Annotated in this window: 15 protein-coding genes and 1 pseudogene; 9 read left to right on the forward strand and 7 right to left on the reverse strand. The window is 67.7% G+C overall.

Annotated features, from left to right (window positions below; genetic code table 11):
- Positions 1–52: 52 nt before the first annotated feature.
- On the reverse strand, positions 53–1,234 hold the full coding sequence (gene bktB / locus CEK29_RS13410) for a beta-ketothiolase BktB (RefSeq protein ID WP_094800729.1): 1,182 nt from the start codon (positions 1,232–1,234) through the stop codon (positions 53–55).
- A gap of 278 nt (positions 1,235–1,512) precedes the next feature.
- Between bktB and CEK29_RS13415 the strand changes: the two genes are divergently transcribed.
- Positions 1,513–2,571 (forward strand): alcohol dehydrogenase, encoded by a 1,059-nt coding sequence (locus tag CEK29_RS13415; RefSeq protein WP_094858420.1) that lies wholly within the window; start codon positions 1,513–1,515, stop codon positions 2,569–2,571.
- A 185-nt stretch (positions 2,572–2,756) separates the two neighbouring features.
- Positions 2,757–5,039 carry an FdhF/YdeP family oxidoreductase gene (locus CEK29_RS13420; RefSeq protein ID WP_094858421.1) on the forward strand — a complete coding sequence of 761 codons (2,283 nt, stop codon included), beginning with the start codon at positions 2,757–2,759 and terminating at the stop codon, positions 5,037–5,039.
- Here CEK29_RS13420 and CEK29_RS13425 read toward each other — a convergent pair.
- The 5 genes and pseudogenes from CEK29_RS13425 to CEK29_RS13445 all read right to left on the reverse strand — a co-directional run bounded on the left by CEK29_RS13425 (position 5,036) and on the right by CEK29_RS13445 (position 10,725).
- Entirely contained in the window at positions 5,036–5,410 is a 375-nt protein-coding gene (locus CEK29_RS13425) for a tautomerase family protein (protein WP_094858422.1), read from the reverse strand. The genes CEK29_RS13420 and CEK29_RS13425 overlap by 4 nt on opposite strands.
- A 165-nt stretch (positions 5,411–5,575) precedes the next feature.
- Entirely contained in the window at positions 5,576–6,907 is a 1,332-nt protein-coding gene (locus CEK29_RS13430) for a quaternary amine ABC transporter ATP-binding protein (protein WP_141218349.1), read from the reverse strand.
- Positions 6,904–7,761, reverse strand: a complete 858-nt coding sequence (locus CEK29_RS13435) for an ABC transporter permease (RefSeq protein ID WP_094858423.1) — start codon at positions 7,759–7,761, stop codon at positions 6,904–6,906. Before CEK29_RS13435 ends, CEK29_RS13430 begins: the two co-directional genes overlap by 4 nt.
- A 255-nt stretch (positions 7,762–8,016) precedes the next feature.
- Positions 8,017–9,015 carry an ABC transporter substrate-binding protein gene (locus CEK29_RS13440; RefSeq protein WP_094800739.1) on the reverse strand — a complete coding sequence of 333 codons (999 nt, stop codon included), beginning with the start codon at positions 9,013–9,015 and terminating at the stop codon, positions 8,017–8,019.
- Positions 9,016–9,470: 455 nt separating this feature from the next.
- Positions 9,471–10,725: pseudogene (locus CEK29_RS13445) on the reverse strand (class I SAM-dependent methyltransferase).
- A 199-nt stretch (positions 10,726–10,924) separates the two neighbouring features.
- On the opposite strand from CEK29_RS13445, the gene CEK29_RS13450 reads away from it, so the two are divergent.
- The 4 genes from CEK29_RS13450 to CEK29_RS13465 all read left to right on the forward strand — a co-directional run bounded on the left by CEK29_RS13450 (position 10,925) and on the right by CEK29_RS13465 (position 14,810).
- Positions 10,925–12,127: a Bcr/CflA family multidrug efflux MFS transporter gene (locus CEK29_RS13450; protein WP_094800743.1), complete on the forward strand. Its 1,203-nt coding sequence runs from the start codon at positions 10,925–10,927 to the stop codon at positions 12,125–12,127.
- A gap of 451 nt (positions 12,128–12,578) precedes the next feature.
- Positions 12,579–12,815: a 50S ribosomal protein L28 gene (gene rpmB, locus CEK29_RS13455; protein WP_026349988.1), complete on the forward strand. Its 237-nt coding sequence runs from the start codon at positions 12,579–12,581 to the stop codon at positions 12,813–12,815.
- A gap of 47 nt (positions 12,816–12,862) precedes the next feature.
- Positions 12,863–13,030, forward strand: coding sequence for a 50S ribosomal protein L33 (rpmG, locus tag CEK29_RS13460; protein ID WP_003810296.1), 168 nt, complete (start codon positions 12,863–12,865; stop codon positions 13,028–13,030).
- A 127-nt stretch (positions 13,031–13,157) separates the two neighbouring features.
- Positions 13,158–14,810 carry an ABC transporter substrate-binding protein gene (locus tag CEK29_RS13465; RefSeq protein ID WP_176456904.1) on the forward strand — a complete coding sequence of 551 codons (1,653 nt, stop codon included), beginning with the start codon at positions 13,158–13,160 and terminating at the stop codon, positions 14,808–14,810.
- Here CEK29_RS13465 and CEK29_RS13470 read toward each other — a convergent pair.
- A complete protein-coding gene (locus CEK29_RS13470; protein WP_249279065.1) occupies positions 14,777–16,561 on the reverse strand; it encodes a SulP family inorganic anion transporter in 1,785 nt (594 codons plus the stop codon). The two genes, CEK29_RS13465 and CEK29_RS13470, sit on opposite strands and share 34 nt — an antisense overlap.
- A gap of 274 nt (positions 16,562–16,835) precedes the next feature.
- On the opposite strand from CEK29_RS13470, the gene CEK29_RS13475 reads away from it, so the two are divergent.
- The 3 genes from CEK29_RS13475 (at position 16,836) to CEK29_RS13485 (ending at position 19,209) form a co-directional block, all read left to right on the forward strand.
- Complete coding sequence (locus tag CEK29_RS13475) at positions 16,836–17,324, forward strand: HU family DNA-binding protein (RefSeq protein ID WP_094858425.1); 489 nt, start codon at positions 16,836–16,838, stop codon at positions 17,322–17,324.
- 155 nt (positions 17,325–17,479) lie between these two features.
- Positions 17,480–17,992, forward strand: a complete 513-nt coding sequence (locus CEK29_RS13480; protein WP_094858426.1) for a MarR family winged helix-turn-helix transcriptional regulator — start codon at positions 17,480–17,482, stop codon at positions 17,990–17,992.
- Positions 17,989–19,209: an MFS transporter gene (locus tag CEK29_RS13485; RefSeq protein ID WP_094800751.1), complete on the forward strand. Its 1,221-nt coding sequence runs from the start codon at positions 17,989–17,991 to the stop codon at positions 19,207–19,209. Before CEK29_RS13480 ends, CEK29_RS13485 begins: the two co-directional genes overlap by 4 nt.
- The last annotated feature ends 65 nt before the right edge of the window (positions 19,210–19,274 follow it).

Raw genomic sequence — 19,274 nt, forward strand, 5'->3', positions numbered from 1 at the left:
GGCGATCCCGGGGCGGGCCGCCCGGCTTTCCGCCGGACCGTGGCCGCCGCCTTCAGACCCGCTCGAAGATCGCCGCGATGCCCTGCCCGCCGCCGATGCACATCGTGACGAGCGCGTAGCGGCCCTGCACGCGCTGCAGTTCGTAGAGCGCCTTGACCGTGATGATGGCGCCCGTAGCGCCGATCGGATGGCCCAGGCTGATGCCGCTGCCGTTCGGGTTGACCTTGGCCGGATCCAGCTTGAGCTCGCGCGACACCGCGCAGGCCTGGGCCGCGAACGCCTCGTTGGCCTCGATCACGTCCAGATCCTGCACCGTCAGGCCCGCGCGCTTGAGCACGGCCTGCGTCGCCGGCACCGGGCCGATGCCCATGATTTCGGGGTCCACACCCGCATGGGCGTAGGCCACCAGCCGCGCCAGCGGCCTGGCGCCGCGGCGCGCCGCTTCTTCGGCGTGCATCAGCACCACCGCGCCCGCGCCGTCGTTCAGTCCCGAGGCATTGCCGGCGGTGACCGTGCCGTTCTCTTTCTGGAACACGGTCTTGAGCGTGGCCAGGCCCTCGGCGGTGACATCGCCGCGCACGTGTTCGTCGCGGTCGAACACGACCTCGCCCTTGCGCGTCTTGATCTTGACCGGCACGATCTGCTCGCGGAAATGGCCCGCCTCGATGGCGGCATGCGCGCGGCGATGCGACTCGACGGCAAGCGCGTCCTGGTCGGCGCGGCTGATGCCGAAGCGCGCGGCCACATTCTCGGCGGTCACGCCCATGTGCATGCGGCCGAACGGATCGGAGAGCGCGCCCGTCATCATGTCGATCATGGTGCTGTCGCCCATGCGCGCCCCCCAGCGTTGTGCCGGCGCGATATACGGCGCGCGGCTCATGCTCTCGGCTCCTGCGGCGACCGCGATGCGCGCGTCGCCCAGCAGGATCGTCTGCGCGGCCGACACGATGGCCTGCAGGCCCGAACCGCACAGGCGATTCACGTTGAAGGCGGGCGTTTCCTTGGCGATGCCGGCGTTCATCGCCGCCACGCGCGACAGGTACATGTCGCGCGGCTCGGTATTGATCACATGCCCCACCGCCACGTGGCCGACCTCGTCGCCGCCGACCTGCGCGCGCTCGAGCACTTCGCGGATGACCAGGGCGCCCAGGTCGACAGGTGCCACGTCTTTCAGTGCGCCGCCAAAATCGCCGATCGCGGTGCGTGCGCCCGCCACTACGACTACGTCATTCATGGTCTTGCCTCCTTGGTCATCCGGGGTGGTTTGCTGCGTCGATCATACTCGCCGGGGCCCCGCGCCCGCGCGCCGGGCCGGCGCGGATGTGCACGCCACGGACGTCCCAGGACCGCGCGGATACCGGGTATGACCCAGGCTTGCGGCGGCGCGTTCTATCGTATTCTGTCCCTCGTGCCCCAGTCCGATTCTGGTGCCGCACGATCGCGTGCCCGACGCTCGCTCGACGCCCCCGGGTACGCCATGCCCCGGAAGATATAAGAGCGGAGGAGCAAGACATGAAATGCTATTGCGTGGTCGACTTCCACCAACCGTTGCAGCGGCTCGAGCAGGACACGCCGAAACCGGAAGGCGCACAGGTGCTGCTGCAGGTACGCGCCGCCGGCGTGTGCCACAGCGATGTGCATCTCTGGGAAGGCGGCTATGACCTGGGTCAGGGCAAGCGTCTGTCGATCCAGGAGCGCGGCGTCGTGCTTCCGCTCACGCTGGGCCACGAAACGGCCGGCACCGTCAGCGCCGTCGGCCCGGACGCCAGCCATATCCACATCGGGCGCAACTATCTGGTCTATCCCTGGATCGGCTGCGGCGCCTGCCCCGCCTGCCAGGGCGGCCAGGAAAACCACTGCTCCGCGCCGCGCTACCTGGGCGTCTACCGGCCGGGCGGCTATGCCGACTACCTGCTGGTGCCCGACGCGCGTTACCTGATCGACATCGGCACCCTCGATCCCGCCACCGCGGCGCCCTACGCCTGCTCCGGCCTCACCACCTACTCCGCCCTGCGCAAGATCGGCGAAGACATCTACCGCAACCACCCCATCGTCATCTTCGGCGCGGGCGGCCTCGGCCTGATGGCCGTGGAGATCCTGCGGGCGCTCGGCGGTCAGGGCGCGATCGTGGTCGACATCGATCCCGCCAAGCGCGACGCCGCGCTCGCGGCCGGTGCCCTGGCCGCCATCGACGGCGCGGCGCCCGACGCGGCCCGGCAGATCATCGCGGCGGCCGGCGGCAAGCCGCTGCAGGCCGCGCTGGACCTGGTCGGCGCCCCGGCGACCACCGGCACGGCCTTCGACACCTTGATCAAGGGCGGCAAGCTGGTCATCGTGGGTCTGTTCGGCGGCGGCGCGACCTGGCCGCTCGCGCTGATTCCGATGCGCGCGATTTCCATCATCGGCAGCTACGTCGGCAGCCTGCAGGAACTGCGCGAGCTGATGGTGCTGGTCAGCGACGGACGCATCAAGCCGATTCCGGTGCACCGCCACCCCCTGGATCAGGCCGATCAGGTGCTCGCCGCGCTCGTGGCGGGACGGGTGGTGGGCCGCGCGGTGCTGACGGCCTGAGCACCCGGCCGGCGCCCCTGCCCGGCCCGGCAGGCACGACCGGGCCGGGCCAGGCACGCGAGGTGCTGCCCTACGGTTCCTGACGCATTTCTGAACGGCGCGCTCCGGTCCGGAGCCGCGCCCGCGTCAGCCTGTTCACCCCCGCCCGTGCATGCGCGCCGGGCGGCCGGCACCGGAGGCAGCGCATGTCCGATCAGAAATGGCACCACCCCACCGATCAACCCACGGGAGGCTGGGGTTCCGTGAAGTCGCTCGTCAAGCACGCGACCCGGCAACGCGCCGTGCACAGCGTGCCGGGCCTCGTCGCGGCCCACAATAAAACGGGCGGCTACATGTGCACCAGTTGCGCCTGGGCCAAGCCGGGCAAGCCGCACACGGCGGAATTCTGCGAAAACGGCGCCAAGGCCACCTTCTGGGACCTGACCACCCGCCGCGCGCCCCCGTCCTTCTTCGCCCGTCACACGGTCAGCGAGCTGCTGCGCTGGTCGGACCACGATCTTGAGCACGAAGGCCGCCTCACCCACCCGCTGCGCTACGACGCCACGCAGGACCGCTATGTCGAGGTCACCTGGGACGAGGCCTACGCCGACATCGGCGCCAAGCTCAAGGGCTACGATCCCGCGCGCGTGGTGTTTTACGCCTCGGGCCGGGCCTCGCTCGAGACCTCCTACATGTATCAACTGCTGGCGCGGATGTACGGCAACAACAACCTGCCCGACAGCTCGAACATGTGCCACGAGACCACCTCGGTGGCGCTGGCGGAGAGCCTGGGCACGCCGGTGGGCACCGTGCTGCTGGAGGATTTCCACCACACGGACTGCATCCTGTCGTTCGGCCAGAATGTCGGCACCAACTCGCCGCGCCTGCTGCACGACCTGCAGCAGGCGCGCGAGCGCGACGTGCCCATCATCGTGTTCAACCCCCTGCGCGAGCGCGGCTGGGAGGCCTTCGTCAATCCGCAGGACCCCGGCCAGATGCTGAGCAACAAGGCCACGCAGATCGCCACGCAGTATCACCAGGTGCGGGCGGGCGGCGACATCGCGGCGCTGATGGGCATGGCGAAGCTGCTGCTCGACTGGCACCAGGCGGCACGCGCGCGCGGCGAACCCGGCGTCATCGACGAGTCCTTCATCGCCGAACACACCACCGGCTTCGAAGCCTTTGCCGCCCATCTGCGTGCCACCTCCTGGGATGACATCGAACGCGAATCCGGCCTGCCGCGCGCCGCGCTCGAGCCGGCCGCGCGCACCTATGCCGGCGCACGCGCCGTGATCGCCATCTACGGCATGGGTCTCACCCAGCACCGCTACGGCGTCGAAAACGTGCAGATGCTCGTCAATCTTCTGCTGATGCGCGGCCACATCGGCCGCCGGGGCGCGGGCATCTGCCCGGTGCGGGGCCATTCGAATGTGCAGGGCCAGCGCACGGTCGGCATCGCGGAGCGCACGGCGCTGGTGCCGCTCGACCGTCTGGCGCGGCAATACCGCTTCGAACCGCCACGCGAGGACGGCCTGAACACGGTACAGGCATGCGAAGCCGTTGTAAGCGGCGAGCTGCAGGCGTTCATCGGCCTGGGCGGCAACTTCGTACGCGCCGTGCCCGAGCGCGAACTGATGGAACGCAAATGGCGCGACCTCGACCTGTCGGTGCAGATCGCGACCAAGCTCAACCGCACGCACCTGATCACGGCGCGCACGACGTATCTGCTACCGACGCTGGTGCGGTCCGAGATCGACATGCAGGCCAGCGGCCCGCAGATCGTCACGATGGAAGACTCGACGACGTGCATCCACGCCTCGCGCGGCCGGCATCCACCCGCGAGCGCGCATCTCATGTCCGAGACCCGCATCGTGGCGCGCCTGGCCAAGGCCTGCCTGCCCGATGCGGACAAGGCCCCGTGGGACATCTGGGCGGCGGATTACGGGCAGGTGCGCGAGGCCATCGAGGCCACGTTTCCGGAAGACTTCCGCGATTTCAATGCGCGGCTGGACCAGCCTGGCGGCTTTCCGCGGCCTGTCGCCGCCCGTGAGCGGCGCTGGCTGACCGACGCGGGCAAGGCCTGTTTCAAGGTGCCCGGGATGCTGAACGCCAGCTTCGACGATGGCGCGGATCCGGACGTGCTGCGACTCGTGACGCTGCGCTCGAACGATCAGTTCAACACCACCGTGTACGGCAACGACGATCGCCTGCGCGGCATACGCGGCACGCGCATGATCGTGATGATGAATCGCCAGGATCGCGAACGCCTCGGCATCGCGCGGCACGCCAAGGTGCGCCTGACGACCGCGGTCGATGACGGCGTCGCGCGCAGCATGGGCGGCTTCGACGTCATCGACTACGATCTGCCGCCCGGCACCTGCGCCGCCTACTACCCGGAGTGCAATGCCCTGATTCCGCTTTGGCAGTACGCCCGCGAGAGCATGACCCCGGCGGCGAAGTCGGTGCCGGTGAGGATCGCCGCCGATTAACGGCCGGCGGCCTTGGCGCTGACGCCGTTGGCCACGCCCATATTGATCTTCGGCACGTCGGTGAGCACCACCCGCACATCGGCGCCCGAGATGCCGATGCTGTCGCAGACGGCGCGATTGAGTGCGCCGATCAGGGCTTCTTTCAGCGCTTCGGTGCGGCCTTTGATGAGGGCCACTTCGACCAGCGCCATCGGCTTGCCGAGCTCGCCCGCCACGATCACGTGCGCGGGATCGACCTCTTCGAGCACCACTCGCACGCTGGACAGCGGCGCGGCGATGCTCTCGCACACGGCCTGCGTCGTGGCCTGGAGCAGCGCGGTTTTTTGTTGGGCCGAGTGGCCTTGCACGATCTGAACGTTGAGAATGGGCATGACGATGAGCGGATGAAAGTTGAACGAAACGTCGGGTCCCGGGAGGCGGCCCTCGGGCGAGGCCCATCATATCCGCTTGCCCGCCGTGCTGCCCATCGGCGACCGGCGAGAAAAAGCCGGCGCGGGGCCGGCTTTCTCTTGAGGCGGACAATAACGCGCTGACGGTCAGGCGGCCTTGCCCTGCTCGGTCTGCGCCGCGGCGCCGGCAGAAGCCGCTCCGGCAGGGGCCGCCCCGGCGTGGGCCTGCCCGTCCACCGCGTTGGCGGCCACCGCGCCGGCGGCCGTCGGCGGCTCGCCCGCGGCGGCGTTGGCTTCGCCCTCGACCAGCACGGGCGTGACCAGCTCGACCACCTTCTTGCGCGACAGCATGCCGATGAACTCGTCATCGTCGTTGTGCACCGCCACCGGCTGGTCGCTGTGCACGAGCTGCGCCAGCACCTCGCCCAGACCGGCCGATGCCGGCACGGACGCCAGATCGTCGATATAGCCCGACACGTCCCGCACGCCGGCCTCGATGGCTTCGCGCGCACGCGCCTCCGTCAGAATCCCGGCCAGGCGCTTGCCATCCAGCACCGGGGCGTACTCGTAGTTGAGCGCCTGCATCCGGTCCAGCGAGTGAGCCGGCCGCGAACGCATCGTGAGCGTAAGGCGCGAAGGATTCACCGCGTGGGCCGCGTTGAGCACCTTGGTCCGGTTCACGTCCTGCAGGAACGACTGCACGTAGTCGTTGGCCGGATTGAGCAGAATGTCTTCGGGCGTGCCTTCCTGCACCAGCTCGCCGTCCTTCAGGATGGCGATGCGGTTGCCCAGGCGCAGCGCTTCGTCGAGATCGTGCGTGATGAACACGATGGTCTTGTTGAGCTTGGCCTGCAGCGCCAGCAGGTGATCCTGCATCTCGCGCCGGATCAGCGGATCGAGCGCCGAGAAGGCCTCGTCCATGAGCAGGATCTCGGCATCGGTGGCGAGCGCCCGGGCCAGGCCCACGCGCTGTTGCATGCCGCCCGAGAGCTGATGCGGGTACTGCATTTCGAAGCCCGCCAGCCCGACCTGCTCCAGCCAATGGCGGGCACGCTGCTCGCGCTCGGTCTTGTTCACGCCCTGCACGGTCAGGCCGTAGGCCGCGTTATCCAGCACCGTGCGGTGCGGAAACAGCCCGAAGCGCTGGAACACCATGCTCATTTTCTTCTGGCGGAAATTCTCGAGCTCGCGCTTGCTCAGGCTCACCACGTCCACGCCGTCGACCAGGATGTGGCCCGCGCTGGGCTCGATCAGCCGGTTGAAGTGGCGGATCAACGTGGACTTGCCCGAGCCCGACAGGCCCATGATCACGTAGATGCTGCCTTCTTCGATCGACAGGCTGATGTCACGCAGGCCCAGCGTGTGGCCGCTCTTGGCCAGCAGGTCTTCCTTGCTGATACCGCTCTGCGCGGCTTCCAGCCACTTGCCCGGGTTCGGACCAAAAATCTTGTAGATGTTCTTGACTTCGATCTTGCTCATCGTTGGCCTCCGGTACGTACGCGTTGCCCATACGATTGGGTGATGCGGTCAAACAGAATGGCGAGGACGACGATGCCCAGGCCGGCCAGCAGGCCACGGCCCACTTCGAGACGGTTGATGCCGAGCAGCACTTCGTAGCCCAGCCCGCGTGCGCCGATCATCGAGGCGATCACCACCATCGACAGGGCCATCATGGTCGTCTGGTTGATGCCGGCCATGATATTCGGCATGGCCAGCGGCAGTTGCACGCCGAACAGCTGCTGGCGCGAATTGGCGCCGAAGGCGCGCGAGGCCTCGAGCACTTCGCGGTCGACCAGGCGGATGCCCAGGTCGGTCAGGCGAATGAGCGGCGGCACCGCGTAGATCACCGTGGCGATGATGGCGGGGATCTTGCCCAGCCCGAACAGCATCACGACCGGGATCAGATACACGAAGCTCGGCATCGTCTGCATCACGTCGAGGATCGGCGTCATGATGGCGCGCAGCCAGTTCACGCGGGCCATCAGAATGCCCACCGGAATGCCGATCAACACCGACAGGCCGGCGGCCATGATCATCAGGGCCAGCGTCTGCATGCCGGCGTCCCACAGACCCAGCAGACCGATCGCGCACAGGAGCGCCCCCATGGCAATGCTCAGGCCGATACGTCGGCTGACCAGCCATGCGATCGCCACCGTGACCGCGACCACGGCCCACCACGGAGATTGACGCAGCAATTGCTCAAGCCACACCAGTGCCTTGAGCACCGGGCTCGCCATGGTTTCGAGCGTGTCGGCATAGTTCGCCACCAGATGGTCGACGAAATTATCAATAGCCCCGCGCACCGCGCGCGCGGGAATCAGTTCAGGAAACATCGGACGACTCCTTATCAGGAAGTGCCGGCAGGCGTGAGCGCGCCGACTCCGGACACGCACTCAGACAACACACACACACTTCAGCAATGCCCCGGGGATGCGGCCGGGAGCGGCCGCCCCGGTGTCCGCGCGGCGCGCATCGTTGGAACGGGATGCGGCGGGGACGGGGCAATGACAGCGCTGGCATGGCCAGCGCCGTGGTTCGGACATAAACGGCACGGCGTCCGCAAGAACGCCGTGCCGGGGGTGCGGGCCTTAAAGGGCGGCCTGCACGCGCTTGGCGACGTCGGCCGGGACCCACTTGGTCCAGACGTCGGCCTTGTTCTTCAGGAACCACTGCGCCACGTCGGCGGAGTCGTCACCCGACTCTTCCATGTGGGCCAGCGTTTCGTTCACCTGGTCCAGCGGCAGCGACACCTTGGACAGGAACTCGGTCAGCTGCGGCGCATCCTGAGAGAACTTGGTATTCACGGCCGTGAACACGGGGTTTTCGGGGTAGGCGCTGGGCTGCGGGTTCTCGCACTTGGTCGCCGTCAGGCACTTGTGCTTTTCTGCATCGTAGGGCGGCATGTCGAGCTTGACCAGATCGAGCGCGCCCACCAGCGGCGTGGGGTACCAGTAATAGAACACCACGTTTTGCTTGCGCTTGTAGGCCGACGTGAGCGCCGCCTTTTGCGCGGCGCCGGTGCCCGGCGAATACAGGGTGTAGCTGTCGTCCAGCTTCAGCGCATGGAACAGGTTGTTGCTCGTGACTTCGCAGCCCCAGCCTGCCGGGCAGCCATAGAAACGGCCCTTCGAGGGTTCTTCGGGATCCTTGAACTCGTCCTTGAACTTCGGCAGGTCCGCCGCGGACTTCAGCTCGGGCAGGCGCTCGGCCGTGTAGCGGGGGATGAACCAGGCTTCGCCGCCCATGAACACATCGCCCACGCGCTTGACCTTGCCGGTCTTCTCGGCGCGTTCCCAGGGATCGGCCACGCTATTGAGCCAGATTTCCGAGTTCACATCGAGGTCGCCGCGCTCGAGGGCGGCCAGGGCCGGCAGGGTTTCGGTCGGCAGGACTTCCGTCTTGCAGCCGTAGCCCTTTTCCATGATGAAGCGCTCGACGTCGGTGATGACGAGATTGGATTCCCAGTTCATGCCACCAAACTTGATGGGACGATCGAGTTCGCATTTGGCGTCGGCGGCCTGAGCGGCGCCGGCGAAAGCAAACATCATGGCCGTAGCGGCCAGGGTCTTGACGGGGGTGAAACGCATTGGCTTTTGCCTCCATAGGTTCAAGGACACAGGGCTGGCGTGCGCCGCCGGCCTATGCCGTGTAGCTAAGGGGGGTGTGCGGAAGACGGGCAGAGCCGCCAATACAGACCGACACTTACAGCAGGTACCGGTATCGTGGACACCGTTGACCTGATAGACAGCGCACAACAGGGCGGCGCGAGGCCGGCATGTTAAGCGCAGGAAATTGAAAGAAACTCAACGAAGAAGACTGCATGTTAGCCGATTTTGCTCAACAGCCCAACCCTGGCACCCACACAACCCGTTACATGCGCCCATTTTTCGGACCGGGTTAACACCGATTCTTACTGAAGAATCGGGGCCATTTCCCTGCTATTGCGCTGCAACATGGCATGGATACATTCAGTTTCTTCAAGTTTCGATTTCAGCGAATTCCGGGTCGGTTTTGGCTGCCGAAACGACCCGAAACGGCAAGATCAGCGATACATGTAACCGCGCTGCCAGGGATAAGACAGGTCGAGCGGCATGTCCAGCTCGTCGCTGCGCCCGGTGGCCAGGGTGCTGGCCAGGACCTGATGCAGCGCCACCCAGCCCTGCTCGAACGCCATCGCGCAGCCCGCCAGATACAGCCGATACGCCCGCAGCACCCGCTCGCCCCGGCCGTCTCCCAGAATCGCCGCGGCCTGCGGCAGGCGCGCCTCGAGCGCGTCGCTCCAGGCCCACAGGGTGCGCGCGTAATGCGGGCGCAGGTTCTCCAACATCCAGCGTTTCGAGCCGGCCTCCCGTCACGGCGGCGAGCACGTGCGAGATATGCGTGAGCTCGCCGCCCGGGAAGATATAGGTCTCGATGAACTGGCCCAGGCCGCGTCCGAGCTCAGCGTTGTGCACGCCGGCGGCCGTGATGCCGTGGTTCAGAATCAGTCCGCCCGGGCGCAGCAGGCCGCGCAGGGTGGCGAAATACGCGTCCAGGCGGGCCCGCCCCACGTGCTCGAACATCCCCACCGACGCGATCTTGTCGAACGGCGGATCGGCCTCGAGCTCGCGGTAGTCCTGCAACGCGATGCGCACCTGCCCGGTCAGCCCCTGCGCATCGATCTCGCGCTGCACGTGCGCCTGCTGGTTGCGCGACAGCGTGATGCCGGTGGCCTGCACGGCGTAATGCCGCGCGGCCCACAACAGCAAACCGCCCCAGCCCGCCCCCACGTCGAGAAAGCGCTCGCCGCGCGCAAGCCGCAGCTTGCGGCAGATGAGGTCGAGCTTGGCCTCCTGGGCGCGTGCCAGCGTGCAGCCGGTTTCGTTGAAATACGCGCACGAATAGACCCGCCGCGGATCCAGCCACAGGGCGTAGAAATCGTCAGAGAGGTCATAGTGAAAGGCGATCTGGCGCGCGTCCCGGCCGGGCGCGTGGCGCAACAGCGAACGCAGCCTGCGCAGCAGGTTCACCGGCCATCCGGGAGGCCGCGGATCCACGGGATCTTCGGGCAACAGCGCGGCCGCCACCGCCATCAGGTCGCGCATGCTGCCGTCGATGTCGATCCGGCCTTCGACGTAATCACGTGCCAGCCAGCCGATGTCGCCGCGCGCCAGCGGCGCCAGCGCGCGCCGCTCGTGCACCACGAAGCGCAGGCGCGCCGGCCCGCGCCCCGCGACCTGGCCGTCGGGCATCTGCAGTTGCACCGGCAGAGGCAGCGCCTCCAGTTTGCGTTCGACAAGCGACAGCAGCGGGTTCATGCGTGCCTCCGGTTTGGATGAGCCGGGCCGGCGACCCCGGCCCCGCGCTCGAATCTACCGTCCGGATGTTGCAATTCAAACGTAAGGTGGCCCGTGATACATTGGGTCGCTTGGCGCGCGCCGTGCAACAAAGCCGCGCCATCCTCCACAACGCCTGTGCACGTTTGCGCGCAGGTCGGCTCTGCCCTCCCCCCTCTCCATGTCTTCTGAATCACTCTCCCGCAGCCTGCCCGGCTGGCTGATCCTCATGGGCGCGCTCACCGCGATCGGCCCGTTCTCCATCGATATGTATCTGCCGGCGTTCCCGTCGATCGCCACCAGCCTGGGCGTGCCGCGCGGCGATGTCGAGCGCACGCTGGCGGCCTATCTGATCGGGCTGGCGATGGCGCAGGTGTTCTACGGCCCGCTTGCCGACCGTTTCGGCCGCAAGCTGCCGATGCTGGGCGGCCTGGTGTTGTACATGGTGGCGTCGCTGGGCTGCGCGCTTGCGCCGGACATCGAATCCCTCACGCTCTGGCGCGTGGTACAGGCGCTGGGCGGCGCGGCCGGCGTGGTGATTCCGCGCGCCGTCATCCGTGACCACTACGAAACCCAGGACGCGGCACGCGCCATGTCCCTGCTCATGCTGATCATGGGACTGGCCCCGATCCTGGCCCCGCTGGTCGGCGGCCAATTGCTCGCCTTCGTCGGCTGGCGCAGCATGTTCTGGTTCATGCTCGGCGCGGGCCTGACGCTGTTCGTCGCCACGCTGCTCACCATGAAAGAAACGCTGGCACCGGAGCGCGTGGTGCCGCTGCGGCCGGGCATCATCGCCAGCAACTACTGGGCGCTGCTGCGCCATCGCGGCTTCATCTTCCACAGCTTTGCAGGCGGCCTCGGGCAGGCGGGCATGTTCGCCTACATCATCGGCTCGCCGCGCGTGTTCATCGAGCTCTACGGCGTGCCGCCTCAATACTATGGGCTGCTGTTCGGGACCAACGCGGCCGCGCTGATCGTGGGCTCGCAGATCAGCGCACGGCTGCTGCGCCGCCTGGCGCCCCCGGTGTTGCAACGGCGCGCCCAGACCGCGCTGGCGATCGCCAGCCTGGCCGCGGTGGTGCTCACGCTCGCCGGCCTGATGAGCCTGCCCGTGCTGATGGCCTGCCTGATCGCCTATATGTTCAGCCAGGGTTTCGTGAATCCCAACTCCGCCGCGCTCGCCCTGGCCGAACAGGGCAAGCGGCTGGGTGCCGCGTCCGCGATGCTGGGCACGCTGCAGTTGTCGTGCGGCGCGCTGGCCGGCGTGGTGGTGAGCCTGTGGCAGACCGAAAGCGCGCTGCCGCTCACGATGGTGCTCGCCACCTGCGCCTGCCTGTCCTGGGCCGCCGGCCGCATCGCACGCCGGGCCGCCCGCGCTGCCTGACGCGGCGTGGTGGCGGCCGCGGGCGTCGGACCCGCGCGCACGGCGCGCCGAGGCATCGGCGCGACACGCTGCCGGCTCGCAACGCAGCGCTTGACTCACCCGCCCATCTCCATATAGAATCGCTGGCTAATCAGTAATTTCCCGTGCGCGGCTACTATGCTTTGTGGTCAGCACTACTTTTCCCCGAGCCGGAACTGATCGTTTCAGGCAAGGTGGGCAAAGCGGGGTATAAGCACAGGACGGCAGCGTCCGGTGTGCGCCCTTCGCGACAACCGACGCTATCGGAGGTCTCGCGAAGCCGGCATTCAGCACCGAAACGCGCCCTCCCCATCCACCAGTTGGGTGGCCGGCCGTGTCGCAGTCTCGACACTCTCTCGCCGGCAGCTTGTATCTCCCCAACGCCCCCCCCCTGAATTGCACCGGCAAAGAACAAACCTCAAGAGGTGCATCCATGGCACGCGTATGCCAAGTTACCGGCAAAGGCCCGATGGTGGGCAACAATGTTTCGCACGCGAACAACAAGACCAAGCGTCGTTTCCTCCCCAACCTGCAATCGCGCCGGTTCTGGGTTGAAAGCGAAAACCGCTGGGTCCGTCTGCGCGTGACGACCAAGGCCATCCGCACGATCGACAAGAACGGCATCGACGCCGTCCTGGCCGACCTGCGTGCCCGCGGCGAAGCGGTCTAAGCAAGACCAGACCCACAACCGCCACATCTACATACTAGGAGCACGACATGGCCAAAGGTATCCGCGAAAAGATCAAGCTCGAGTCGACTGCCGGCACGGGCCACTTCTACACGACCACCAAGAACAAGCGCAACATGCCCGAGAAGATGCTGATCAAGAAGTTTGATCCCGTCGCTCGCAAGCACGTTGACTACAAGGAAACCAAGCTGAAGTAATTCAGCTGGATTCCGGTTCAGTCGTATGCTGACGGCCTCGCTCTTCGCGAGGCCGTTTGCTTTTGCGCCGGCCCGATCCCATCGCCGCCGTCCCGCCGTTAGCTGTCCCCGCCACGCCGCCACCGCCATGCCGTTTCGATTCGTGATCGCGCTTTTCGCCACCACCCTGATGCTCGGCGCCGCCACGGCCAGCGCGACCTCCGCGCCCCAGGCGCCGGCCGCGCGCATGCCGGCGGGCGCCACGCCACCGCCGATTCGTCTGGGCGACATCATCGGCAGCCGCCAGGATCCGGCGCAAGCCGCCTACCGCAAGGGTTGGCAGCTCGCGCTCGAGGCTCTCAACGCCGAAGGCGGCGTGCTGGGACGCAAGCTGCAGGTCGTCACACGCGAAGACGGCGGCCAGGCCCAGGAAACGGCCCGCCTGGCGGCCGAGCTGGCCGACCGCGAAGGCGTCGTGGCGCTGATGGGCGGCGCCTCCGAGGCCACCGCCGGTGCGCTGTCCGCCTACGCGGGCGAACATCAGATCCTGTATCTGGCGACGCTGGCGCGCGGCGAAGCCCTCACCTGGTCACGCAACAACCGCTACACCTATCGCCTGCCGCCGTCGGTGCGCATGCGCGTGGCGGCCGTGGCGCCCAAGGCATTGGGGCAGCGCAAGACACGCTGGGCGATCGTGCACCGGGACGACGAAGCCGGGCGCGAGAGCGCCGCCGCCTTCCGCTCGGTCATGCAGGCGTTCCAGTCTCACATCGAGTTCGTGGCCACCCAGCCGCTGCCTACGACCGCGAAGGCGCTCGACGAAACGGTGCGTGCGCTCGCCGATGCGCGCCCGGACGCGCTGTTTCTCGACCTGGACGCCGCCGGCCTCGCGCGCTTCGCCCACGCGGGCTACGCGCGCCAGTTGTTCGACGGCCGCGCCGTGGTGGCCCTGGACGCCGCCAACCCCGACGCCATCGCCGCATTGGAAGGGGGGGCGGGAATGCCGGCGGCGGGCGTCCCCGCGGCGGGCAGCCCCGCGCCGGGCGTCCCTTCGAGGGGCAGCCCCGCGACGGGCGCCCCCGCGCCGGGCAGCCCCGCGCCGGGCGCCACCGTACCGACCTCTCCCAACGCTGGCGCTGCGGTCGCCGGCCTCCCCGCCGGCTGGCTCGTGACGGGCTACGCCTGGGAAGGTATCGCCAGCCCCGCCGCGCAGGCCTTCGTCGAGGCCTATCGCAAGCGCCATGGCGAAACGCCCACCGCGTCGGCACTGCTGGGCTACGCCGCGATCCAGTCCTTTGCCGCCGGCCTGCGCGTGGCGCAGACGACCGACAGCGCGCAGCTGGCAGAGGCGTTTTCAGGACTGCGGGTCGACACGCCGGTCGCCACGATTCACTATCGCCCGCTCGATCATCAATCGACGCTCGGCGTCTACACCGGCCTGCTCACCGGCGCGCCGCCCCCGGCCGCGGTGAACAGCGTGAATTATCAGGAAGGCGGACGCCTGCAACCGCTGGACCACGATGTGCGCCGCCTGCGCGGCGAGGGCCGTGCGCGCACCGCGCCCGCGGCAACGGCCGCACCGGCACCGAACGCGCCGGCACAGAACGCCGCCAGCGACGCGGCGGCTGACGCCGCGCCCACGACGCCCGGCAAAGCGGGCGCCACACCGGCCCAGCCTCGCCCCGCCACGTCCTCACATCTCGTGCGACCCGCCACGCCGGTGACACGACCCGCGGACACCTGGACGCCCGACGCGGGCCCCGTGCTTCAGGATTGGCCGTCGGACGCGCAGGCGCGCTGATGGGCCGTCCCTGCGGGTCCGCACTCCTTGAAGATGCGGGCCGTGCAGCGGCGGCAAATCTCGGGATCCAGACGCTCGTAGATCTGCGCGATCGCGCTCGCCTTGTCGCGGAAGATGTGGTCGGCGCCCAGGCGTTGCACGAACCCCGTCCGCTCCCACTTGCCCAGCACTTCGGGACGCGGCCGATGGAAGTACAGGTCGCCGCCCATCGCGCGCCGGCGCGCGAGTTCGTCTTCCCAAACCTGCGCGCCCGCCACGTCGATGAAGTTCATGCTCTTGGTCATCACCAGCAGATGGCGCTGCGCCCCCGGGGCATCGCGCAGCATCTGCAGCCGCTCGGTCACATAGGCCGCCGCGCCGAAATAGATCGATCCCTCCATGCGCAGCAGCTTGAGTTGCGGACACTCGGGCAACGCGGTGCTTTGCCCTTCCAGCACCGCGAAGTGCCGCTCCGGGTCGCCCGCCTCGAACCCCATGGTGCGCATGGCCGGGCGTGATGTGCGATAGAGATAGGCGGTGAGCGACAACAGCGTGCCCAGCAGAATGGCCACTTCCATGCGCACCGTGACCGTGGCGATCAGCGTGACCAACGCGATCAGCGCCTCGTTGCGCTCGGTGCGCCAGAGCCAGCGCCAGCGCGCCAGATCGAACAGACCCCACGCCACCAGCAACAGCAGCCCCGAGATCGCGGCATACGGGATGTGCGCGAGCAAAGGCGCCGATAGCGCCACCAGCACGATCAGCAGCAGCGCCGCGAACACGCCCGCCAGCGGGGTCCGCGCGCCCGCTTCGTAGTTGGGCACCGAGCGGTTCAGCGAACCGCATGACAGATAACAGGAGAACAGTCCGCCCACCGCATTGGACAAGCCCTGCCCGAAGAACTCACGATTGGCGTCGATATGCTGACCCGAGCGCTGGCCGATGGCCTTGGCGATCGAGATCGACTGCGCCAGCGCGATGATGGTGAGCGGCACCGCCACGCCCAGCATGTCGGGCAACAGGCGCCAGTCGACCTGCGGCACGTGCAACGTCGGCCAGGGGCTTCCCACCGAACCCAGCACCGCGATGTCGGCGTTGGCGGCGGCCTGCAGCAGCGCGCCGCAGGCGGTGCCGGCCAGCAGCCCGGCCAGCATGTGCGGCTTGCGCCGGTCCCAGCGTTTGACGAGCAACGCGGCGCCCATCGTCACGACGGTGACCATGATCGCGGCCCAGCTCGATTGTCCGATTTCCGCGCCGAGCGTCCAGAGCAGCACGCCCGCGCCATGCGCATCGATACCGCGCAGGCCCAGCGCGTCCTTGGCCGCATGCAACGCGATCAGAAGCGCCGCGCCGCTGGTGAACCCGAACAACGCCGACGGCGAAATGAAATTGGCCAGCACGCCCAGGCGCAGCACCGCCACGGCCAACTGCAGCAATCCCACAAGCAAGGTCACGGCCAGTGCGAGTTCGATATAGCCGGGCGACCCCACCGCCGCCATCGGCGCGAGCACGGCGAACAGCGCTAGCGAATTGGCATTGGTCGGGCCTGACAACACATGACGGCTCGAACCGAACAGCGCCGCGATGATGCAAGGCACGATCGCGCTGGCGAGGCCGTATTGCGGCGGCAGCCCTGCCAGCAACGCGAATGCCACGCCTTGCGGCAACACCAGCAACGCACCGAGCAGACCGGCCCACGCATCGGCGCGCAACGTCTGTGGCGACACCTCGCGTACCCAGCTTCCAAACAGCGCGCTGACTCGTGCATGCACGACAAAAACTCCTTCGGGGCAGAGCCCGCAGACATCCGGCGGGCAGCTTAACCCCGCCCGCGCCGCGCTGGCAACGATGCCGCCGGCAACGCGCCGCGCACGCGCGCAGCAGTGCGCGCGCAACGCTTTCCATGCAAAACATCATGCCATAGGCATTCTTCTCGCAAAAAAGACGTGCACACACGGGAGATTCCGCTATCATCGGGCGCGTAGTGTCTATTGCCGGATTTCCGGCACAACGCTGCCTCATATACCCAACATACGGATTTTGACCATGGCTACCAAAGCAAAAGCTCCCGCCAAGAAAGTGACCAAGGCCGCCACCAAGGCGCCGGCTAAGGCCGTCAAGGCTCCGGCCAAGGCCGCCAAGGCACCCGCCAAGGCCCCCGCCAAGAAGGCTGCCACCAAGGCTGTCGTGAAGAAGGTCGCTGCCGCTCCGGCCGCCGCCCGTCCCATCAAGGCTGCGCTGAACAAGTCGCAACTGATCGCTCACCTGGTTGAAAACACCGGCGTGGAAGCCAAGTCGGTCAAGGCCGTTCTGGCCACCCTCGAAAGCGCCGTGCTGGGTTCGATCGACAAGAAGGGCGCTGGCGAATTCACGATGCCCGGCCTGTTCAAGGTTTCGGTGCAGAAGGTTCCCGCCAAGGCCAAGCGTTTCGGCAAGGATCCGTTCACCGGCGAAGAGCGCTGGTTCCCGGCCAAGCCCGCTTCGGTCAAGGTCAAGGTTCGCCCGCTCAAGAAGCTGAAAGACGCCGCTCAGTAAGCACGACGTCTTCCGGTCAAACCGGGAAGAGCCCGCCCTCAAGGCGGGCTCTTCTTTTTTCAGCTGCCGAATCGCGCACGTCCGACAAAGACCGTGTTGCGAACCGGGAATTTATTTTGATATAAAAATACTTTACGTCAAAATACTTTCTCATCATGCATGATCACGTAGACCGGGTTCTGGCCGACTGGAACCGCGAACGTCCCGATCTGGACGTCAGCGCAATGGCGGTGTGCTCGCGCCTGTTCCGCCTGGGCATCGTGGCCGCGCGCGGCGTCGACCGCGCCTTCAAGTCCCATGGCCTCACGCAGGGCGAGTTCGACCTGCTCGCGACCCTGCATCGCAGCGGCGCGCATGCCGGGCTCAGTCCGCAACAGCTCGTCAGCGCTCTGCTGCTGTCGGCGGGCGCCATGACCAACCGGCTCGACCGGCTCGAAGAGGCCGGCCTGATCGCCCGGCATCCGAATCCGGAGGATCGCCGCAGCGTCATCGTGTCGCTCACGCCCGAGGGCTTGCGCCTCATCCGACGCGCGCTCAACGACTACCTCGAAGAGCTCGACGGCCTGCTGGCTCCGCTCTCGGCGAGCGAACGCCGCCAGCTCGCGGGTCTGCTCAAGCGCATGCTGATCGAACATGACGGCGCCGCGCCCGGAGGGCTCGCAGCATGAGCGCCACGCAGAGCACGGCGCAACGTCCCGCCAATCTGTCGGCGCCGATCGTGTTGCTGATGGCGGTCGCCACCGGCCTCGCCGTGGCCGGCAATTACTACGCCCAACCGCTGCTGCACACCATCGGTCAGCAATTCGGCCTGTCCACCGCCGGCGCCGGCAGCATCGTCACGATCGCGCAGCTGAGCTACGCCGCCGGGCTGGTGTTGCTGGTGCCGCTGGGCGACATGCTCGAGCGCCGCGCGCTCATCGTGTCCATGACCGCGCTCTCGGCCGTCGGGCTGTTGATCTCCTCGTCGGCGCAAAGCATCGGATGGCTCATGTTCGGCACCGCGGTGAGCGGCATGCTGTCCGTCGTGGCGCAGGTGCTGGTGCCCTTCGCCGCCACGCTGACCGAGCCGCACGAACGTGGCCGCGTCGTCGGCACCATCATGAGCGGCCTGCTACTGGGCATCCTGCTGGCGCGCACGGCGGCCGGCGCGCTGGCCGACCTCGGCAGCTGGCGCACCATCTATTGGGTGGCCGCGATCCTGCTGTTCGCGATGGCGGGTGCCCTGTGGCGCGTGTTGCCGCGCCACCGCAGCCCGGCCGGCCTCGGCTACCCGCAACTGCTGCTGTCGATCCTGCATCTTTATCGCGACGAGCCGCTGCTGCGCGCGCGTTCGTTGATCGGCGCGTTGCTGTTCGCCTCGTTCAGCATGCTGTGGACGCCGCTCACGTTTCTGCTGGCGGGTCCGGCCTACGGCTATTCCGACACCGTGATCGGTCTGTTCGGCCTGGCGGGCGCCGTCGGGGCCTTCGCCGCGAACCGCTGCGGCCGGCTGACCGACCGCGGGCTGGGCAATCTCGCCACCCGCGCGGGGCTGCTGCTGCTCTTCGGCTCCTGGGCGTTCGTGGCCTGGGGCGCGAGCTCGGTGTGGGCGCTGCTGGCGGGGATCCTGATCCAGGACATGGCCATCCAAGGGGTGCACGTCACGAATCAGAGCGCCATCTATCGGCTTCGTCCCGAGGCGCGCAGCCGCCTCACCGCCGGCTACATGACCAGCTATTTCATCGGCGGCGCGGCGGGCTCGCTGGCCTCGGCCTGGATTTACACCCACGCGGGCTGGACCGGCGTCACGCTGACCGGCGCGGCCGTGGGCCTGCTCGGCCTGGCTTACGGCCTGCTGGCTCGCGGCGCGCGCATCCCGGACCTGGCGCCCCCGCAAGCGCAATAAAGCCCATCCGCCCCCGATCTGGGTCCGATCGCTCAGGATCCCCGGGGGTAGCCCTATAATCTATG

Source organism: Bordetella genomosp. 5 (genome assembly GCF_002261475.1).
Classification (GTDB): domain Bacteria; phylum Pseudomonadota; class Gammaproteobacteria; order Burkholderiales; family Burkholderiaceae_B; genus Bordetella.

What these genes read in the sequence shown, in the direction of transcription:
- bktB (WP_094800729.1), bottom strand. Translation starts at nt 1,234, where the DNA reads ATGAATGACGTAGTCGTAGTGGCGGGCGCACGCACCGCGATCGGCGAT.
- CEK29_RS13415 (WP_094858420.1), top strand. Translation starts at nt 1,513, where the DNA reads ATGAAATGCTATTGCGTGGTCGACTTCCACCAACCGTTGCAGCGGCTC.
- CEK29_RS13420 (WP_094858421.1), top strand. Translation starts at nt 2,757, where the DNA reads ATGTCCGATCAGAAATGGCACCACCCCACCGATCAACCCACGGGAGGC.
- CEK29_RS13425 (WP_094858422.1), bottom strand. Translation starts at nt 5,410, where the DNA reads ATGCCCATTCTCAACGTTCAGATCGTGCAAGGCCACTCGGCCCAACAA.
- CEK29_RS13430 (WP_141218349.1), bottom strand. Translation starts at nt 6,907, where the DNA reads ATGAGCAAGATCGAAGTCAAGAACATCTACAAGATTTTTGGTCCGAAC.
- CEK29_RS13435 (WP_094858423.1), bottom strand. Translation starts at nt 7,761, where the DNA reads ATGTTTCCTGAACTGATTCCCGCGCGCGCGGTGCGCGGGGCTATTGAT.
- CEK29_RS13440 (WP_094800739.1), bottom strand. Translation starts at nt 9,015, where the DNA reads ATGCGTTTCACCCCCGTCAAGACCCTGGCCGCTACGGCCATGATGTTT.
- CEK29_RS13450 (WP_094800743.1), top strand. Translation starts at nt 10,925, where the DNA reads ATGTCTTCTGAATCACTCTCCCGCAGCCTGCCCGGCTGGCTGATCCTC.
- rpmB (WP_026349988.1), top strand. Translation starts at nt 12,579, where the DNA reads ATGGCACGCGTATGCCAAGTTACCGGCAAAGGCCCGATGGTGGGCAAC.
- rpmG (WP_003810296.1), top strand. Translation starts at nt 12,863, where the DNA reads ATGGCCAAAGGTATCCGCGAAAAGATCAAGCTCGAGTCGACTGCCGGC.
- CEK29_RS13465 (WP_176456904.1), top strand. Translation starts at nt 13,158, where the DNA reads ATGCCGTTTCGATTCGTGATCGCGCTTTTCGCCACCACCCTGATGCTC.
- CEK29_RS13475 (WP_094858425.1), top strand. Translation starts at nt 16,836, where the DNA reads ATGGCTACCAAAGCAAAAGCTCCCGCCAAGAAAGTGACCAAGGCCGCC.
- CEK29_RS13480 (WP_094858426.1), top strand. Translation starts at nt 17,480, where the DNA reads ATGCATGATCACGTAGACCGGGTTCTGGCCGACTGGAACCGCGAACGT.
- CEK29_RS13485 (WP_094800751.1), top strand. Translation starts at nt 17,989, where the DNA reads ATGAGCGCCACGCAGAGCACGGCGCAACGTCCCGCCAATCTGTCGGCG.